This window comes from Allobacillus saliphilus (assembly GCF_018138385.1).
Classification (GTDB): Bacteria; Bacillota; Bacilli; order Bacillales; family Alkalibacillaceae; genus Allobacillus; species Allobacillus saliphilus.
The window spans coordinates 40,805-59,102 of sequence record NZ_JAGSIE010000025.1 but is presented as its reverse complement, the minus strand read 5'-3'; the positions used below and the strand labels follow the sequence as shown (position 1 = coordinate 59,102).

Annotated in this window: 15 protein-coding genes; 14 read left to right on the top strand and 1 reads right to left on the bottom strand. The window is 38.7% G+C overall.

The genetic code is table 11. The annotated features are described in order from the left end of the window. Positions 1–429: 429 nt before the first annotated feature. Complete coding sequence (ytvI, locus tag KC820_RS08930) at positions 430–1,575, bottom strand: sporulation integral membrane protein YtvI (RefSeq protein ID WP_212370341.1); 1,146 nt, start codon at positions 1,573–1,575, stop codon at positions 430–432. 66 nt (positions 1,576–1,641) lie between these two features. On the opposite strand from ytvI, the gene KC820_RS08925 reads away from it, so the two are divergent. The 14 genes from KC820_RS08925 to KC820_RS08860 all read left to right on the top strand — a co-directional run bounded on the left by KC820_RS08925 (position 1,642) and on the right by KC820_RS08860 (position 17,700). After that, positions 1,642–2,115, top strand: a complete 474-nt coding sequence (locus KC820_RS08925; protein ID WP_144088071.1) for a DUF441 domain-containing protein — start codon at positions 1,642–1,644, stop codon at positions 2,113–2,115. A gap of 209 nt (positions 2,116–2,324) precedes the next feature. Continuing rightward, on the top strand, positions 2,325–3,440 hold the full coding sequence (citZ, locus tag KC820_RS08920) for a citrate synthase (RefSeq protein ID WP_212370340.1): 1,116 nt from the start codon (positions 2,325–2,327) through the stop codon (positions 3,438–3,440). Between the two features lie 127 nt (positions 3,441–3,567). Beyond that, the gene (gene icd, locus KC820_RS08915; RefSeq protein WP_212370339.1) at positions 3,568–4,839 is read left to right on the top strand and encodes an NADP-dependent isocitrate dehydrogenase; all 1,272 of its coding nucleotides are present in this window, start codon (positions 3,568–3,570) and stop codon (positions 4,837–4,839) included. 63 nt (positions 4,840–4,902) lie between these two features. Continuing rightward, entirely contained in the window at positions 4,903–5,850 is a 948-nt protein-coding gene (gene mdh, locus KC820_RS08910; protein WP_212370338.1) for a malate dehydrogenase, read from the top strand. A gap of 122 nt (positions 5,851–5,972) precedes the next feature. After that, positions 5,973–6,224 (top strand): DUF2188 domain-containing protein, encoded by a 252-nt coding sequence (locus KC820_RS08905; RefSeq protein WP_212370337.1) that lies wholly within the window; start codon positions 5,973–5,975, stop codon positions 6,222–6,224. 220 nt (positions 6,225–6,444) lie between these two features. Continuing rightward, a complete protein-coding gene (locus KC820_RS08900; RefSeq protein ID WP_212370336.1) occupies positions 6,445–6,870 on the top strand; it encodes a YugN family protein in 426 nt (141 codons plus the stop codon). Between the two features lie 165 nt (positions 6,871–7,035). Next, entirely contained in the window at positions 7,036–9,087 is a 2,052-nt protein-coding gene (locus KC820_RS08895) for a thioredoxin domain-containing protein (protein WP_212370335.1), read from the top strand. A 153-nt stretch (positions 9,088–9,240) separates the two neighbouring features. After that, positions 9,241–9,924 (top strand): response regulator transcription factor, encoded by a 684-nt coding sequence (locus tag KC820_RS08890; protein ID WP_212370333.1) that lies wholly within the window; start codon positions 9,241–9,243, stop codon positions 9,922–9,924. A gap of 3 nt (positions 9,925–9,927) precedes the next feature. Next, positions 9,928–11,634: a two-component system histidine kinase PnpS gene (gene pnpS / locus KC820_RS08885; protein ID WP_212370331.1), complete on the top strand. Its 1,707-nt coding sequence runs from the start codon at positions 9,928–9,930 to the stop codon at positions 11,632–11,634. Between the two features lie 30 nt (positions 11,635–11,664). Further along, positions 11,665–14,298 (top strand): DNA polymerase I, encoded by a 2,634-nt coding sequence (gene polA, locus KC820_RS08880; RefSeq protein ID WP_212370329.1) that lies wholly within the window; start codon positions 11,665–11,667, stop codon positions 14,296–14,298. 57 nt (positions 14,299–14,355) lie between these two features. Beyond that, positions 14,356–15,186: a DNA-formamidopyrimidine glycosylase gene (mutM, locus tag KC820_RS08875; protein WP_212370327.1), complete on the top strand. Its 831-nt coding sequence runs from the start codon at positions 14,356–14,358 to the stop codon at positions 15,184–15,186. Between the two features lie 107 nt (positions 15,187–15,293). Continuing rightward, positions 15,294–15,911, top strand: a complete 618-nt coding sequence (locus KC820_RS08870) for a manganese efflux pump (RefSeq protein ID WP_212370325.1) — start codon at positions 15,294–15,296, stop codon at positions 15,909–15,911. Between the two features lie 8 nt (positions 15,912–15,919). Next, the gene (gene coaE / locus KC820_RS08865; RefSeq protein WP_212370323.1) at positions 15,920–16,534 is read left to right on the top strand and encodes a dephospho-CoA kinase; all 615 of its coding nucleotides are present in this window, start codon (positions 15,920–15,922) and stop codon (positions 16,532–16,534) included. A gap of 110 nt (positions 16,535–16,644) precedes the next feature. Next, entirely contained in the window at positions 16,645–17,700 is a 1,056-nt protein-coding gene (locus KC820_RS08860; RefSeq protein WP_212370321.1) for a glyceraldehyde-3-phosphate dehydrogenase, read from the top strand. The last annotated feature ends 598 nt before the right edge of the window (positions 17,701–18,298 follow it).

Below are 18,298 nucleotides of genomic sequence, written 5' to 3'. Positions count from 1 at the left end.
TGTCAAAATTGAATATGCTGTTTTACCCGCTGAAATCACTTGAGAGAATTTACACATAATAATGGACTTGACTCAAATGACTTCATTCTTGTGTCGAAATGTCATTGAGAAGTGCTCTCGATACCCAAATGACTTCATTCTTGTGTTGAAATGTCATTGAGAAGTGCTCTCGATACTCGAATGGCTTCGTTCTCGTGCGGTAATGTCATCGAGAAGTAACCTCGACACCTAATCGACATCGAAACCTCGTGAAAAGATCGTTGAGAACATCTCTCGAGAACGGAAGGCAAGCGATTTCTAGCGCTTCCGTCGTTGACAGCGCCTCTCAAACACGGAAGCCAACCAATTTCTCCTTCTTCCGTCGTTGACAGCACCTCAAGCACGAAAGCCAAACTCACGCTTCCCAGTTGCGTCCCCGAACCATTCGACCTACTTCGTTAAATACGCTTGAATATCCCGCAAAATTCCCGTTTGCTTAATGGTTATCAATAAAATTAAACACAAAGGAGTTAAAAGCACACCCATCACACCAAACCATTGAAAAAATAAAAATAACAATATGATCATCACAAAAGGATGAATTCCAAGGGATGTACCTAAAAGTTTTGGTTCAATGATATTACGAAATATGATCAAGACTAGTAAAAGGATGCTTAATCCGATGGTCATACAAAATTGCTGTGTCAGAAAACTATATAAAATCCAAGGAATAAACACGACACTGACACCGATCAAAGGGATGAAATCCAAAAGCATACTAAAAAAAGTGATTGCAAGTGCATGCTTCACATCTAAAATTGTTAGGCCAATCCAGATCAGTAAACCTGAGCTTAGAATGATCAAAAGCTGTGCGAAAAAATATCTCTTAATCACTTGATAACTTTGCGTCCTAAGATCAAATACAAAATCTTTTACGGGAGCGGGAAGCTTTGATAATAAAGTAGCTGCCCATCTAGGACCATCCTTCGCTAAAAAATAAGTACTTAATAAAATGAGTATAAAAATATAACTCGACTGTAACGTGTTCGTGAATAACAAAATGAGTGATTGGACAAGGTCTAATAAAAAGTTTTGGCTATACTCCCGAAGTGAATTTGCAAAATTCCTCAAAAGCTGTGTGAAGTAATCCTGTGAAAAATCTGGAGACTTGCTTAGTAAATTAGATAATGTTCCAATCACTTTTTCTGTCCAAGGAAAAATCGTTTCATAAAACTGCTGTAATGTTGTATCGAATATCTGAGGTAAGAGATAAGAGAATTGTTGGAGAAAATGAATCAATTCAATCATACTTAACGAAATGACTGTAACTGACACAACTAATAAAATAAATATCATTGTGAATATAGCTAGTCCGCGAGGAAAATATAACTTTCTTTCCAACAACTTAGCGAGAGGAAGGATCACAATCGCGAGAACGATACTTATGTAAAACGGATATAAAATGGGTAAGCTAACGTAAAATAACGTGAATGCCACAATGAAAATGACAGTTAGTTGTAAAGCTTTTATCCAATCAATATTCATTCCTGTAATCCTTTCTGCTACAATGAGAGAAGGTCTCTCATCCGTGCTCATGTTCTTTTGATGAAAAGTTCGGATTCAAATGGATAAAGTGAAGGTTCAATAAAGAGGTGATTGATAATGTTTTCATCTTCAACAATATTTTTACTTATTTTATTAGCGCTTGGATTTATCGCTAAAAACCAAGCGATTTTAATTGCTGTTTATATTTTGTTAGGCATTAAATTGTTCAAATTAGAAGACCGTGTTTTTCCCTTTCTAGAAGCGAAAGGTATGTTTATCGGCGTTGTCATTATTACAGTTGCTGTACTCGTTCCGATTGCAGCAGGTGAAATTGGGTTTGCCGATCTAGCGAGTAGTTTTAAATCGTATTATGCATGGATTGCTGTTCTTGCAGGGATCTTTGTGGCCTATGTTGCAAAGGACGGATTGACGCTGTTAGCGAATGAACCGCACTTGACAACAGCGCTGATTCTCGGAACGATTCTTGCTGTTGTGTTTTTCCAAGGAATCGCTGTTGGACCATTAATTGGAGCAGGGATCGCATACCTCGCTATGCGCGTTGTCGATTCTATGGTTGGATTGTTCAGTTGAAGCAGGTGTCCAATTAAATAACGCCTTCATACATCATTGTATGAGCCAAATGTCCAAGCTATGAAGCTAAATACTTCTAAGTATTTTAAAAAATTTCACATTCAGTCGGAATTTGTTTATAATGGGATGTGGAAGATATACTAGCATTCCGATAGAAAATAAATGTGTTCATACACATTTTGAGAAAAAGTAAAAAGGAGAGAGATACGATGTCAAAGACAAAGGGACTTGAAGGAATTGTAGCAACAGAGTCGTCTATTAGCTCGATCATCGATGATAAGCTTACCTATGTGGGTTACGATATAGATGATCTTGCAGAAAATTCAAGTTTCGAAGAAGTAGTTTACCTTCTTTGGAATCAAAAATTACCTACAAAAGATGAATTAGACAAATTCAAAAACGATTTAGCAGAGAATATGAATATCCCTTCTGAAATCGTTGATCACTTGAAATCGTATGACTTGAAAACGGTTCATCCAATGGCAGCATTGCGTACAGCCGTTTCTATGCTTGGTTTATATGACGAGGAAGCAGATACGATGGATGAAGAAGCAAACCGTCGTAAAGCTATTCGTTTACAAGCAAAAATCTCTACAATTGTAACTGCTTTCGCAAGAATTCGTAATGGTAAAGATCCGGTTGCACCAAAGAAAGAATACAGCTATGCGGAAAACTTCTTATATATGTTAAATGGTGAAGAGCCAAAAGACATTGAAGTTGAAGCATTTAACAAAGCATTAGTTTTACATGCTGACCATGAATTGAACGCATCTACATTCACAGCACGCGTATGTGTAGCAACACTTTCAGATGTTTATTCTGGTGTTACGGCAGCAATCGGTGCACTGAAAGGACCACTTCACGGTGGTGCGAACGAGCGTGTTATGGCGATGCTTTCTGAGATTGGTGAAGTTGACAATGCCATTCCGTATATTGAGAAAAAACTTGAGAACAAAGAAAAAATTATGGGAATGGGTCACAGAGTATATAAAAATGGCGATCCACGTGCCAAGCACTTGAAAGAAATGTCCAAGCAATTGACAGAAATTGCTGGCGAAACGAAATGGTACGAAATGTCTATTAAGATTGAAGACTATATTAAAGAAAACAAAGGATTACCTGCAAACGTTGATTTCTATTCTGCGTCTGTATATCATAGTCTTGGGATCGACCATGATCTCTTCACACCAATTTTTGCAGTAAGCCGCGTATCTGGTTGGTTGGCACACATTCTTGAACAGTATGCTGATAACCGCTTGATTCGCCCAAGAGCTGAATGGGTAGGTCCAAGCAAACAGAAGTATGTACCACTTAATGAGCGCTAAGTAGCGATCGAATTAAGGTACTATAGATTATTCAAAAGCCGGACTTTCCGGCTTTTGTGATGTTGTCTGGATTTTTCAACAATTTTCAGATAACAAAAACGGATGTAAAAAATGAGGAGGTATTTCAATGACACAAGGTGAAAAAATTACAGTAGAAAATGGAAAAATGAATGTTCCAAATCATGCAATCATTCCATATATCGAAGGAGATGGAACTGGTCCAGACATTTGGGCTGCAGCTTCACGCGTACTAGAGCAAGCTGTTGAAAAAGCATACAACGGCGAAAAGAAAATTGTTTGGAAAGAAGTACTTGCTGGTCAGAAAGCATATGACAAAACTGGTGAGTGGCTACCAAACGAAACATTAGAAACCATTCGTGATTATAAAATTGCGATTAAAGGTCCATTGACTACACCGATTGGTGGAGGAATTCGTTCTCTAAACGTTGCACTACGTCAAGAGCTTGACCTATTTACTTGCCTACGTCCTGTTCGTTATTTCGAAGGGGTACCTTCTCCGGTTAAGCATCCTGAAGATGTAGACATGCAAATCTTCCGTGAAAATACTGAAGATATTTATGCGGGTATCGAGTGGCAAGAAGGAACGGACGAAGTGAAAAAAGTGATTGACTTCATCCAAAACGAAATGGGTGTAGACAAAATCCGTTTCCCTGAAACTTCTGGTATCGGAATTAAGCCAGTATCCAAAGAAGGTACTGAGCGCTTAGTACGTGCAGCGATTGAGTATGCATTAAACGAAGGCAAAAAATCCGTTACGCTCGTTCACAAAGGAAACATTATGAAATTTACTGAAGGTTCTTTCAAGAACTGGGGTTATGAACTAGCTGAACGTGAATACGGCGACAAAGTTTTCACTTGGAATGAATATGACGCGATTGTTGAAGAAAAAGGTCGCGAAGAAGCTGATAAAGCGCAAAAAGAAGCAGAAGATGCAGGTAAAATCATTGTAAAAGATGCAATTGCAGATATCTTCTTGCAGCAAATCCTTACTCGTCCAAAAGAGTTCGAAGTAGTTGCGACAATGAACTTAAATGGTGACTACATTTCTGACGCGCTAGCTGCTCAAGTTGGCGGAATCGGTATTGCTCCAGGAGCAAACATTAACAATGATACTGGCCATGCGATCTTTGAAGCGACTCACGGTACAGCTCCAAAATATGCTGGCATGGACAAAGTAAACCCATCTTCAGTAATCTTGTCAGGTACGCTAATGCTTGACCACTTAGGCTGGAGAGAAGCTAGTGAGCTGATCGCAAAAGCGATGGATAAAACGATTGCAAGCAAAGTCGTTACTTATGACTTCGCTCGCTTGATGGATAACGCAACAGAAGTTAAAACTTCTGAGTTCGCTGATGAACTAATCAAAAACATGGGTTAATGTTTCTTTGAATGTGGAAAGCTAGAATCAATTGGTTGAAAATCAAATTGAGGGAGGCTTTAGATGACAATCAAGCGTAGGAAAGTCTCAGTCATCGGTGCCGGATTCACAGGTGCAACGGCTGCTTTAATGGTTGCTCAGAAGGAATTAGCTGACGTCGTTTTAGTTGATATTCCAGATATGGAGGACCCGACTAAAGGCAAGGCTCTTGATATGTTGGAAGCAAGTCCTGTTCAACGATTTGATGCAAAAATTGTTGGTACATCGGATTATGCTGACACGAAAGATTCTGACGTCGTCATCATTACTGCAGGGATTGCTAGAAAACCTGGAATGAGCCGAGATGATCTTGTAGCGACAAACTCTAAAATTATGAAATCTGTAACACAAGAAATTATGAAGTACTCCAAGGAGCCGATTATTCTCGTGTTAACGAACCCAGTTGATGCGATGACCTATACGGTATACCAAACAGCTGGTTTACCGAAAAACCGGGTCATCGGTCAGTCTGGTGTGTTAGATACAGCGCGTTTTCGCACATTCATCGCTGAAGAGCTGGATATTTCCGTAAAGGATGTTTCTGGATTCGTTCTAGGTGGACATGGTGATGACATGGTGCCAATGCTTCGCTACTCTCATGCAGGAGGGATTCCATTAGAGAAGCTCATTTCAAAACAACGCCTTGATGAGATTGTGGAACGTACACGAAAAGGCGGCGGTGAAATCGTAGGGTTACTCGGAAATGGTTCAGCATATTATGCCCCTGCTGCTGCGTTGACAGAGATGACAGAAGCAATTCTGAAAGATCAGCGACGAATTTTACCTGCGATCGCTTATCTCGAAGGAGAATACGGCTACAAAGATATGTATTTAGGAGTGCCGACAATTCTCGGTGGTAACGGACTCGAAAAAATTATAGAGCTTGATTTGACAGATGAAGAAAAAACTCAATTAGATCAATCAGCACAATCCGTTCAGCAAGTAATGGACGTATTAAACAAAGATAATTAATCGTCATATGATCCACTTTGGAATGAATTTTCCAAGGTGGATTTTTTTATGTTTTCCAAATTGTGATTCGGGTATCGACTAATGCAACATGAATTTTCAATCAACTAAAGGAGGTTTTAAATATGTCCGAACAAGAACGTCAAGAGTTTTTTAAAGAAAGAGCAGGTACTGAAGATGCAAGGTTTCACGTTGTACCGTCTGAAGAAGAATGGGCGGTAAAAGAAGACGGCAAGGAAGAACCAGAATATACCACAGATTCGAAAGATGAGGCGATTGAAAAAGCAATTGAACTTGCTGATGAAAATGACACAATTGCTTATGTTCACAGTTCTTCAGGAGAGATTGAAGAGCAATATAATTATGAAACAAAGTAGAATAGTATTCTAAGGGTTAAAATGAAATCGTTATTGCTCGGGAAATATATGGCAGTTAGAGTCGAGTTAAACTAACTTGAAAAAAATATATTTTCCCGAGTTGTTTTCTTTACTGAGACACATTTAATACATACCAAAAGTTTCATGAATTCCGGTATGTTTCCAACTGAATCAACCAATACTATGACTATCATAAACTATATGGTAAAGGTGGATTCAAATGATTGAACTGGATACTCAGCTGGAAGGTAAGCGAACGTTTTTTGGAAACATGCTTTCTGAAGCGAAAAGGCTCAAGTATACACTCGGTGGTTGCTGGGACTATGACCGTGGCTGCATTGACTCGATTTTATGGCGAGAAGCTGGTGAAACGATCTACTTGCGTATGCCTTTTCAAGTGATTGATGGAGAACTCGATCGCCCCAATGCATTAATTGAATTTGAAAAACCGTATGTCATTAAACATGTTGTCAATATCGGTTTGGAGAAAGATGCCAATGCTTTGGCAACTATTTCAGGTTTGGGTCAATTTCAAAAACCTCTAGACACGGACGGAAAGATTCATGATAAAAATGAGTGGGAAGAAAATGGCGAACAAGCAGTAGAACAAATCGTGTCACACGTTAACTTTTTGGAAGAGGTTTAAAAAAGAGAATAGCTTTGTTGGTTAGGGCATTCACCATTATAACTGATGGGTGAATGCCTGTTTTCTATTTTTAAGTCTATCGGTTGTTTGGGTGTCCTTATAACGTGATAAGATAATAGGAGAAGAGAAACGACTCGCTAAAATAAATTATTGGAGTGTCAGCATATGCATAAACCCAATCGTCTAATCAATGAAAAATCACCTTACCTCCTACAACATGCATATAACCCAGTTGATTGGTATCCGTGGGGTGAAGAAGCATTCGATCAAGCTAAAAAAGAAAACAAGCCCATTTTTCTATCAATTGGATACTCGACCTGTCATTGGTGTCATGTCATGGCGCATGAAAGTTTCGAAGATGAAAAGACGGCTACATTGTTAAATGATCGATTTATCTCTATTAAAGTTGACCGAGAGGAACGACCAGATGTTGATTCGGTCTATATGAAAATCTGTCAACAGATGACAGGGCATGGTGGGTGGCCTATGTCCGTCTTTATGACACCAGACCATATACCATTTTATGCAGGGACATATTTTCCACCAAAAGGACGATATGGACTACCGAGCTTTCAAGAAGTCGTTAAGCAATTATACGAAACTTATAAAAATGATCCTAAGCAAATTGAGGATGTTACCACAAGTGTTGAACGAGCGATTGAACGCTCTCAGTTGAAAGCGTCTGAACAACGATTGGATCAAAACGCTGTGCACAGAGGATATGAACTATTTACTCGATTGTATGACGAAACGTATGGAGGTTTCGGCGGGGCGCCTAAGTTTCCAGCACCACAAAACATCTTGTTTTTACTTAACTATTATAATCAAACGAATAATGAACAGGCATTGCATATGGCGGAACATACGCTTCAAGCAATGGCTAATGGTGGTTTGTGGGACCATGTCGGTTTTGGCTTTACACGTTATGCGACAGATGAAAAGTGGCTCGTTCCACATTTTGAGAAAATGCTGTATGATCAGGCATTTTTGTTGATGGCCTATACGGAGGCTTATCAAGTAACACGTAATCCTTTTTACCAACAAATTAGTGAGCAGGTTATTCAATTTGTAAAAAGAGAAATGACGAGTGAAGAAGGCTTCTTCTATTCAGGCATTGATGCCGATTCAGAAGGACAAGAAGGAAAATATTACGTTTGGTCTTATGAAGAGGTATATCAAATCTTGGGCGAGCAGCTAGGTGATTTATATACAGATGCTTACCAAATAACGAAACAGGGTAATTTTGAAGAAAAGAATATTCCTCATCTGATTGACGTAGATTTAAAACAAGTCGCTGAACGTCATCAGTTGTCGGTTCATGAACTAAGTAAACAATTGGAGGAAGCACGCAATCTGCTCTTAAATGAAAGAGAAAAACGAATTTATCCGCATGTGGATGATAAAATGCTAACCTCCTGGAATGCGATGATGATTACTGCGTTACTTAAAGCAGCAAAGGCATACCAACAACCTGAATATACCGACATGGCATCTCAAGCGCTTACGTTCATTGAAGAAAATATGTATCAAAATAGTCGTTTAATGGCCAGATACCGAGAAAAAGATGTTAAATACAAGGCTTACTTAGATGACTATGCTTATTTAACATGGGCCTACTTGGAATACTATGAAATTGATTTCGACTTGACGTATTTACAAAAAGCGAAGCAATTGATGGATGAACTATTCACGTTGTTTTGGGATGACCAAGAAGGCGGGTTTTTCTTTTATGGTGACGATGGTGAAACATTGATCGACCGTGAAAAGGAAATCCAAGAAGGAGCCATCCCATCAGGAAACAGTGTTGCAGGCGTACTATTAGCCCGCTTAGGATCCTTGACGGGTGAGTCTGATTATATTGAAAAACTGGAAGCGATGTATCATTTATTTTATCCCATCGTTCAAAAGCATCCATATGTCACAAGCTTCTTCCTGCAAAGTTTACTTATGACTGATTTTCCTTCAAAAGAAGTAGTTTTATTAGGGAATAAGGAAGCAGATAGTTTCAATGAGTTCATTCAGCATTATCAACAAAGCTACAGCCCACAACTAACATTGATTGCTGGTGATGCAACAGAGCTAGCGAAAGTGGCACCTTTTGCGGAAGGTTATAGACAGTTCAATGGTCAAACGACAATATTTGTGTGTGAAAACTTCTCCTGTCAAGCGCCGTCGACCGATTATATGGATGTCATTGATCAGTTATTTGGAAAATAGTTCCTCATTCATTTCAAATAAAAAATGGAGCATCGTGTTCATGGATGTTCCATTTTCGTTTCTTTTTGTCACGGATGACCCGACTTCTTATTACTTTTCAAACTAGTGAATTATCGATATGATAAATATAAAAGAATAGTAGGGGTTGACTTGATGGGCCAGCGTATTTTGATTGTCGATGATGAGGTTTCGATCACTACATTAATTGAATATAATTTAGAGCAAGAAGGATTTGAAACTGTCGTCTATCAAGATGGAAAGCAAGCATACGAAGCGGCGAAAAATGAAGACTATGATCTCATTGTATTGGACTTGATGCTTCCGTCGATGGACGGCATGGAGATCTGTCAAAAGTTACGGCAGGATAATATTCACACACCAATCATTATGTTAACGGCCAAGCGTCATGAGCAGGATATGATCACTGGACTTGAATATGGTGCAGATGATTATATGACGAAGCCTTTTAGTCCTAAAGAATTGGTGACCCGCGTAAAAGTTGTTTTGAGACGAACGCAGCCGGTGGAGGAGTCAGGAAAACAAATTCGACTGGCTCATATTCGTGTAGACCCAGAAACATATGAAGTATTTAAAGAAGATGAACTCGTTGAATTTACAAAAAAAGAGTTTGATTTACTAATCTATTTAGTGAAACGAAAAAACAAACCGGTTCCGCGTGCCGAATTGCTAAAAGATGTTTGGGATTTTGACTTCGTTGGAGATACTAGAATCGTCGATGTACATATTAGCCATCTGCGTGAAAAACTGGAGTTAGATCCTAAAAAACCAACATTGATAAAAACGGTCAGAGGAATTGGCTATAAAATTGAGGGATAAAACATGACGAAAAGCCGAAAAGCTGGAAACCGAAATACGTTATATATTTATATTTTATTAATCATTGCTTTTTTTGCTGTGCTTGGTTATGTATTCTCTCAAATTGCACAGCACTATGTCGTTCAGTCAACCGAGCAACAACTAAATAATGATGCAAACTTCATCGGAGAGCAACTCGAGGATGAAGCAGATCGACGGAGCTTGAACAGTGAGGATCTCAATTATTATGCCGAGTACTTTCAAGTAGATTTATATTACCAAGATCACCAACAGGAATTGTCCACTTTCGTACCTAATAACGACGACTTTTTGGAAATTCTTCGTGGCCAGGCATCTGAAGCTGGGTATCTGTTGGAAAACGACCGATTAATTTATCGGTATGCTGTTTCTGACAACACAACGCTTGTTGTCGTTAGCGAAGAATTACCTATCCGCGAACTGCAGTGGACCGTATGGCTACTTGTTAGCATATTAGCTGCGTTAGTTATTGCATTTTTATGGAGTTTCGGAAACCGTTTGTATGATAGCTATGTGATGCCGATTCGAAAAGCGGCAGATACAGCGGAACGGCTAGTCGAAGGAGATTATCAAGTGAGAATTCATGATGCTCCCTATGGGATTGCCTCTGAATTGAGTCATTCGATTAACCGATTAGCTCGAAACCTGGAGTACATTACAGGAAAATACGAGAATCAAAATGACCGTTTGAATACAGTTGTCAATAATATGGTGAGCGGAGTCTTATTAGTGAACGATAAAGGCATCACTCGACTGATTAATGACGCGTTCATCGAATATTTCTCTGTTCAAGAGAAAAAGATTATTGGTGAGGTTTACTACGAAGTCATTGATCATGAGCAATTAAATGAATTAATCCAAGAAGCTATTTTTACTGAAGAGAAAAAGCATGCGCTAATTAAAACACAAGGCCATTATTTTGACGTACATGTCGCGCCGATTAAGAATGCAGATGATACGTGGAAAGGTATTGTCGTCGTCTGTCATGACATTACACAAATAAAGCAAGTTGAGAATGTACGGAAAGACTTTGTTGCCAACGTCTCACATGAATTGAGAACGCCATTGACCTCCATCCAAGGTTTTGCAGAAACATTGTTAGAACAGAAAGTGGATGAACAGAAAGCGAATGAATTTTTGAAGATTATTGAAAAAGAAAGCAAGCGCTTGAATAATCTTGTTGAAGATTTATTGGATTTAGCTTTACTCGAAAAAGATTCATTTCAACTGGAGAAAACGGAATTTCGTTTAAAAATGTTAATGGATGAAGTTCATCAAGTTGTTGAAGAAAAAATAGTGGAAAAAAATATAAAAACAGAGGTTCATGTACCGGAGGATTTAACGGTCTTTGCAGACTACCATCGTTGGTATCAATTAGTATTGAACTTATATGTAAATGCTGTTCAATATACGGATGAAGGTGGATCTATTGAATGGACGATCGATCAAACGGACGAAGAAATCATCTTAAGAATTAAAGATAATGGAATTGGTATACCAAAGGAAAAACTTCACCGCATTTTTGAACGGTTTTACCGGGTCGATCAAGCAAGAAGCCGACAATCCGGCGGGACTGGCTTAGGATTATCGATTGTTAAGCATATCGTTGAAGTACATGAGGGCGAGATTGAGATTGATAGTTCGTTCGGTGAAGGAACGGAAATTACTGTTCACTTGCCTAAAAACAAGTAAGAATTGAGAAATAGAAAATGAGGTGCTTGAATGGCTGATGAAGTTATATTAATTGACGGGAACAGTGTCTTGTATCGGGCGTTTTTCGCGTTGCCTCTCTTGAGTAATGATCAAGGGGTTCACACGAATGCCGTTTATGGTTTTACGACGATGCTTTTGAAGGTATTAGAGGAAAAAAAGCCAGAGAGTATATTGGTTGCCTTCGATGCAGGAAAAACGACTTTCCGTCATGAGACGTACAAAGAGTATAAAGGTGGACGACAAAAAACGCCACCAGAGCTTTCAGAGCAATTTTTGATTGTGCGTCAGCTATTAGATGCGTTCGGAATTAAACATTATGAATTGGACCAGTATGAAGCGGATGATATTATCGGAACGATATCAAAGCAAGCATCCGAGCAAAAAAAGCATACGAACATCATTACAGGTGATAAAGACTTATTGCAGTTAGCTGATGATTATACAACCGTATCGATCTCTAAAAAAGGAACATCTGATTTAGAAGCCTACACACCAGCAACAATTCCTGAAAAAATGGGTGTTTCTAGAGAACAGTTAATCGACTTCAAAGCTTTAATGGGTGATCCTTCAGATAATATCCCAGGAGTCGCTGGTGTCGGGCAGAAAACAGCGGCAAAACTGTTGAACCAGTTTGACACACTCGAAAACATCTATGAAAATCTAGAAGAAATAAGCGGTAAAAAATTAAAAGAAAATCTAACGAATCATAAAGAAGATGCGTTCATGAGTAAGGAATTAGTGACGATTGATCGAAATTCACCGATTGAAATCAGTGTCGATGACATCGTTTATCCAGGCTATGAGACACAAAAAGTAATTGAAGTTTTTAAAGCTTACGGATTTAACTCATTAATGGACCGAATTGACGGGGAAGCAAGCGAAGAGCCGGTTGAGCGTGCTGAAGTGAGCTTTCAGAGAATTAGTGAGTTTGATGATGAGATACTTAGCCCGACAGAAAATATTTTTATTATGGAATCATGGGAAGAAAACTACCATTCATCCGACATCGTCGGTTTTTCGTTATCTAATGAAACCGGGCATTATTTCATACCAACAGATGTCGCACTTGAATCAACGAAATTCATCGAATGGCTTAAAGATTCACAAAAGAAAAAAATCGTCAGTGATTCAAAAGCGATGAAAGTAGCACTTGCTTGGAAGGGCATTGAAGTAGAAGGTATAACATTCGACTTATTGTTGGCTTCATATATCGTCAATCCGCAGAACTCTGCACATGACTTACCGGGTATTGCAACCTTTTATGGCATACATGATACGTCTTTTGACGAAGAGATCTATGGAAAAGGTGCTAAACGAAAGCTTCCAGAAGAAGATGTATATGCTGAACATATTGTACGGAAAGCCTATGTAGGTCATCGATTGTATGAAATACTACAAAAGGAACTGCAAGAAAATGAACAAGAAAATTTATTTCATGAATTGGAAATGCCACTATCGATTATTTTAGGTGAAATGGAATATATCGGAGTCCGAACAGATGTCGACCGTTTGAAAGAAATGAAGGATGACCTAGACTTAAGGTTACAAGAGATTGAGAAAAGAATTCATGAATTGGCAGGACAAACATTCAACATTGACTCACCGAAGCAGCTTGGTGTTGTTCTATTTGAAGATTTAGGCTTACCAGTCATTAAAAAAACGAAGACAGGCTATTCTACAGCGGCTGATGTTCTTGAGAAATTACAACATGAGCATGAGATTGTCGACCAAATCCTTCTTTACCGACAGTTACGTAAATTACAATCAACCTATTTAGAAGGCTTGTTGAAAGTCGTATACAAAGATACGAATAAAATTCATACACGTTTTAATCAAGTATTAACGCAAACGGGCCGACTAAGTTCTGTAGACCCGAACTTACAAAATATCCCGATTCGCTTGGAAGAAGGGCGGAAAATTCGCCAAGCATTCATTCCGTCTAAAGAAAATTGGGTAATGTTGGCAGCCGATTATTCACAAATCGAACTTCGTGTGTTAGCTCATATCTCTCAAGATGAAAAATTGATCGAAGCATTCAGACAAGGAAAAGACATCCATACGCAAACAGCAAGTGAAGTGTTTAATGTCAAAGAAGAAGATGTGACATCGCTCATGAGACGTCATGCAAAAGCGGTTAACTTCGGAATCGTTTATGGAATTAGTGATTATGGTTTAAGCCAAAGTTTAGGAATTTCTAGAAAAGAAGCTGGTGTGTTCATTAACACGTATTTGAATAGCTATCCAGGTGTTAAGCAGTACATGGAGGAAATCGTCAATCAAGCGAAACGGGACGGATATGTTGAGACAATTATGAAACGACGCCGCTACTTGCCGGAAATTAACGCGCGTAACTTTAACCGTCGAAGCTTTGCCGAACGGACAGCAATGAACTCACCAATCCAAGGGAGTGCGGCCGATGTCATTAAGCAAGCGATGATTGATGTGAAACAAGCATTAGAAGAATCCGATATTAACGCAAATATGCTATTACAAGTTCATGACGAATTGATTTTTGAAGTGGCAAAAGAGGATGTCGACGCATTGAAGAAGCTTGTAACAGAAGCAATGGAGAACACAATTACATTGGATGTACCATTAAGTGTCGATGCCTCTTATGGCGACACATGGTATGATGCTAAATAAGTTAAACGTTTAAAAAAATAAGTTAAAAGAGATCGTGGAAGAGAGGAAGTATAACAATTGCCTGAATTACCAGAGGTGGAAACCGTTCGTCGTACGCTGGAGCCGTTAATTAGTGGGACGACGATCATAGACGTCGAAATTCGTTATGCGGGAATTGTCAAACAACCTGAAGATACAGAGGCATTCAGGCATTTACTTATTGGACAAGCCTTTCAGCAGATCGATCGACTGGGGAAGTTTTTATTATTTCGCTTAAAAGACTACACACTTGTTTCCCATTTAAGAATGGAAGGAAAATATGGCATTCATGAAGCAAATGAACCTAAAGATGCCCATACACATATTATTTTTTCATTATCGAATGGGAAAGAACTTCGGTACCGTGATGTTCGTAAATTCGGCACGATGCACTTGAAGCCAAATGGAACAGAGCTAACGACTGCACCGTTAAACAAACTCGGATTCGAGCCATTTGACGATGGGTTCTCGTCTGAATATTTGCATGCTAAATTACTAAAAACAACACGTAAAATAAAACCAGCTTTACTCGATCAATCAATCGTCACAGGATTAGGGAATATTTACGTTGATGAAGCATTGTTTTGGAGTAATATTCATCCAGAGCGGATTGCCAATACACTAACTATGCAAGAGTGTGAAAAATTGCATGAAATGATTATAAAGGTATTGGATGATGCCATCAAAGTAGGTGGTTCATCTATTCGTTCTTATTTAAATTCACTTGGTGAAATAGGCATGTTTCAACTTCAGATTGCTGTTTACGGTAAAGAAGGGGAAGCCTGTAAAGTATGTGGCACTGATATTGAAAAAATAAAAGTTGGTGGACGTGGGACGCATTTTTGCCCAGTCTGCCAACCAACTCCATAAATAGTTTTAATTCCGGGTCAATTAGCGACCCGATAAATGAGCAACTCACATGAATAAAGCTCTTTTCATAAGATAGGTAGACCGCTTATGGAAGGAGCTACTTTTACATGAGCCCGTATTTCATCATGATATTACTAAGTTTTGCCGTAAGCTTCGATAGTTTCTTCTTCGGTTTCACCTTTCAATTACGTTCTATTCAGCTACGTTTTCGTTTTGTTTGGCTGATTGGCTTAATTACTGGTAGTTGCTTCATTATCGGAAATTGGCTAGGAAGTTACTTGTTATATGTGCTTCCATTTTCGTCTGAATCCATTGGTGGAATAATTTTTATCACTATTGGTCTTTGGGTGCTCTACCAATGGGCAACTGAACAAAAGGAAAAATTGAAATCCGTTGAACCACCATGGACAATCGTTGATCTATGGCGAGTATTAAAAGAGCCGCAAGAAGCGGATATCGATCGTTCTGGTTCCATCCGAGGAGTCGAAGTGTTTGTTGTTGCGTTAGCATTATCACTTGATTCCTTCGCGACAGGTATTGGGACTACATTTACCGAGTTACCGTTTTATCTGCTCGGCCTTTTAGTAGGAATCTTTTCAAGCTTATTTTTACATGTCGGTGCATGGACAGGTAAATGGTTCAAACAATTTCATGCAACACATTTATTTGCATGGGTTCCAGGAATCATTTTAATCGGAATAGGTATTTTATATTTTATAGGGTAGGGATTATGATGACACTAGTGGTTGGACTTACAGGTAGCATTGCAACAGGCAAATCAACAATATCCAATATGTTCAAAGTTGCAGAAATCCCAGTGATTGATGCTGATGCAATTGCAAGAGATGTAGTTGAGCCGGGTGAGCCCGCTTTTGAAAAGATCAAGGCGCATTTCGGAGATGAAGTCATTGGAACAGACGGCACACTTGATCGGAAGCGATTAGGGAATATCGTGTTCAATGATGAACAAAAACGTACAGAATTAAACCAAATTATTCATCCGGAAATTCGGAAAGAAATGCTTACACAACGAGATAAATTGATTAAACAGGATGTACCATTAGTCGTCATGGACATTCCTTTATTGTTTGAAAGCAAGCTCTTTGATTATGTCGATCGTACGCTCGTCGTCTATATCCCGGAGGAGTTACAATTGGAGCGGTTGATGGATAGGGATGGAAGTACGAGGGAAGAAGCAAAATCCCGCATAGATGCACAAATATCCATTGAAAAGAAGAAAAACCAAGCCGATGCAATCATTAATAATAGTGGCACAGTTGATGAAAGTAAGCAGCAACTTAGGGACATTTTAACGAATTGGAACGTGCCCAATTTACTCAAAAACTAACATTTTCTTAAAACAATTTAAAATCCATCTTCCTTTTCGACACAAATGTGTTATACTATTTGTGGGATTTTCAAAATATGTATAACGTTTATGCCTTAGGAGGATGTAATATGACAACAACACGTATTGCAATCAATGGTTTTGGCCGGATTGGCCGCATGGTTTTTCGCCGTGCAATGAAAGAAGATCAATTAGAAGTAGTGGCAATAAATGCGAGTTATCCTGTTGAGACACTAGCTCATTTAATCAAGTATGATTCAAATCACGGAAAATATGATGGTGAAGTAAGTGTTGAAGATGATAAATTAGTAATAGATGGCCAATTGATTAGAACAGTTTCCAATCGTAATCCTGCGGAGTTACCTTGGAAAGATTTAGGTATTGATGTAGTTATTGAAGCGACTGGGAAGTTTAACTCAAAAGAAAAAGCACAGCCCCATATCGATGCAGGTGCTAAGAAAGTAGTTTTGACAGCACCTGGTAAAGGTGGAGTTGATCGAACAATTGTCATGGGAGTTAACGAAGGCGATTACCAACCTGAAACAGATCATGTTATTTCGAATGCTTCTTGTACAACGAATTGTTTGGCACCTGTCGCGAAGATCTTGGAAGATCGATTTGGAATTGAGAATGGTTTAATGACAACTGTTCACGCTTTCACAAATGATCAAAAAAACTTAGATAACCCGCATAAAGACCTACGACGTGCACGTGGTGCGACTCAGTCAATTATCCCTACTTCAACTGGTGCAGCGAAAGCACTTGGAGAAGTGATGCCGACACTTCAAGGGAAATTGCACGGAATGGCACTTCGCGTTCCAACACCAAACGTTTCCCTTGTAGACTTGGTTGTAGACGTCAAACAAGATGTTACAGTTGAACAAGTGAATCAAGCATTTTATGACGCAATGGAAGGTTCAATGAAAGGGATCCTCTCTATTAATAAAGAACCGTTAGTTTCGATGGATTATATGACTGATGCTCATTCTTCGATTGTAGATGGACTTTCAACAATTGTGATGGAAGACAGAAAAGTGAAAGTACTTGCTTGGTATGATAATGAGTGGGGATACTCCTGCCGGGTAGTAGATCTTGTTAAATACATTGCTGACGAAATGCCTTTGAATTCACTTGACACTAGAACAAAAGAAAATGTTGATATTTAATTAACAAAATTAAATAAGTAGATTAAACATTTGCTAATAGCAAAATAGGAAACCCGAACGATTTAAACGTAAATCGTTCGGGTTTTTTCTTTTATAGAGCTTCTAATCGATGATAGAGCCTAATTTTTGCCCGTTACCGTTGATTAGAGCACTTCTAATCAATGGTAGAGCCTAATATTTGAATGCTACCGTTGATTAGAGCGCTTCTAATCGATGATAGAGCATAATTTCTGCCTGTTACCCCTGATTAGAAAGCTCCTTAACCGAAGTCGATACCAAATTACACGCTAGTTCGCTACGTCCGAGCTGAAAAGAAAACACCACTTGCATCTAAGGAGAAAAATCGAAAATCTTCTTAATTCTATTCGATTCGGTATATATAAATCATTTATTCATTTAATGACCGCATGATAAGTAACTTTTCCAAATTTGACACCATGTCAATCCTATGGGATAAGTAGGTAGAAAGAAGAGTCGATAGATTTATGGATTGCTGGAGTTCTGCAACTAGTCAAGTGTTAAAAAACAACACTAAACTTTAGCAAAGTGATTTGTTATAATAAGAAGAATAATAGTAGAAGAATAAATTGGGGTGGCT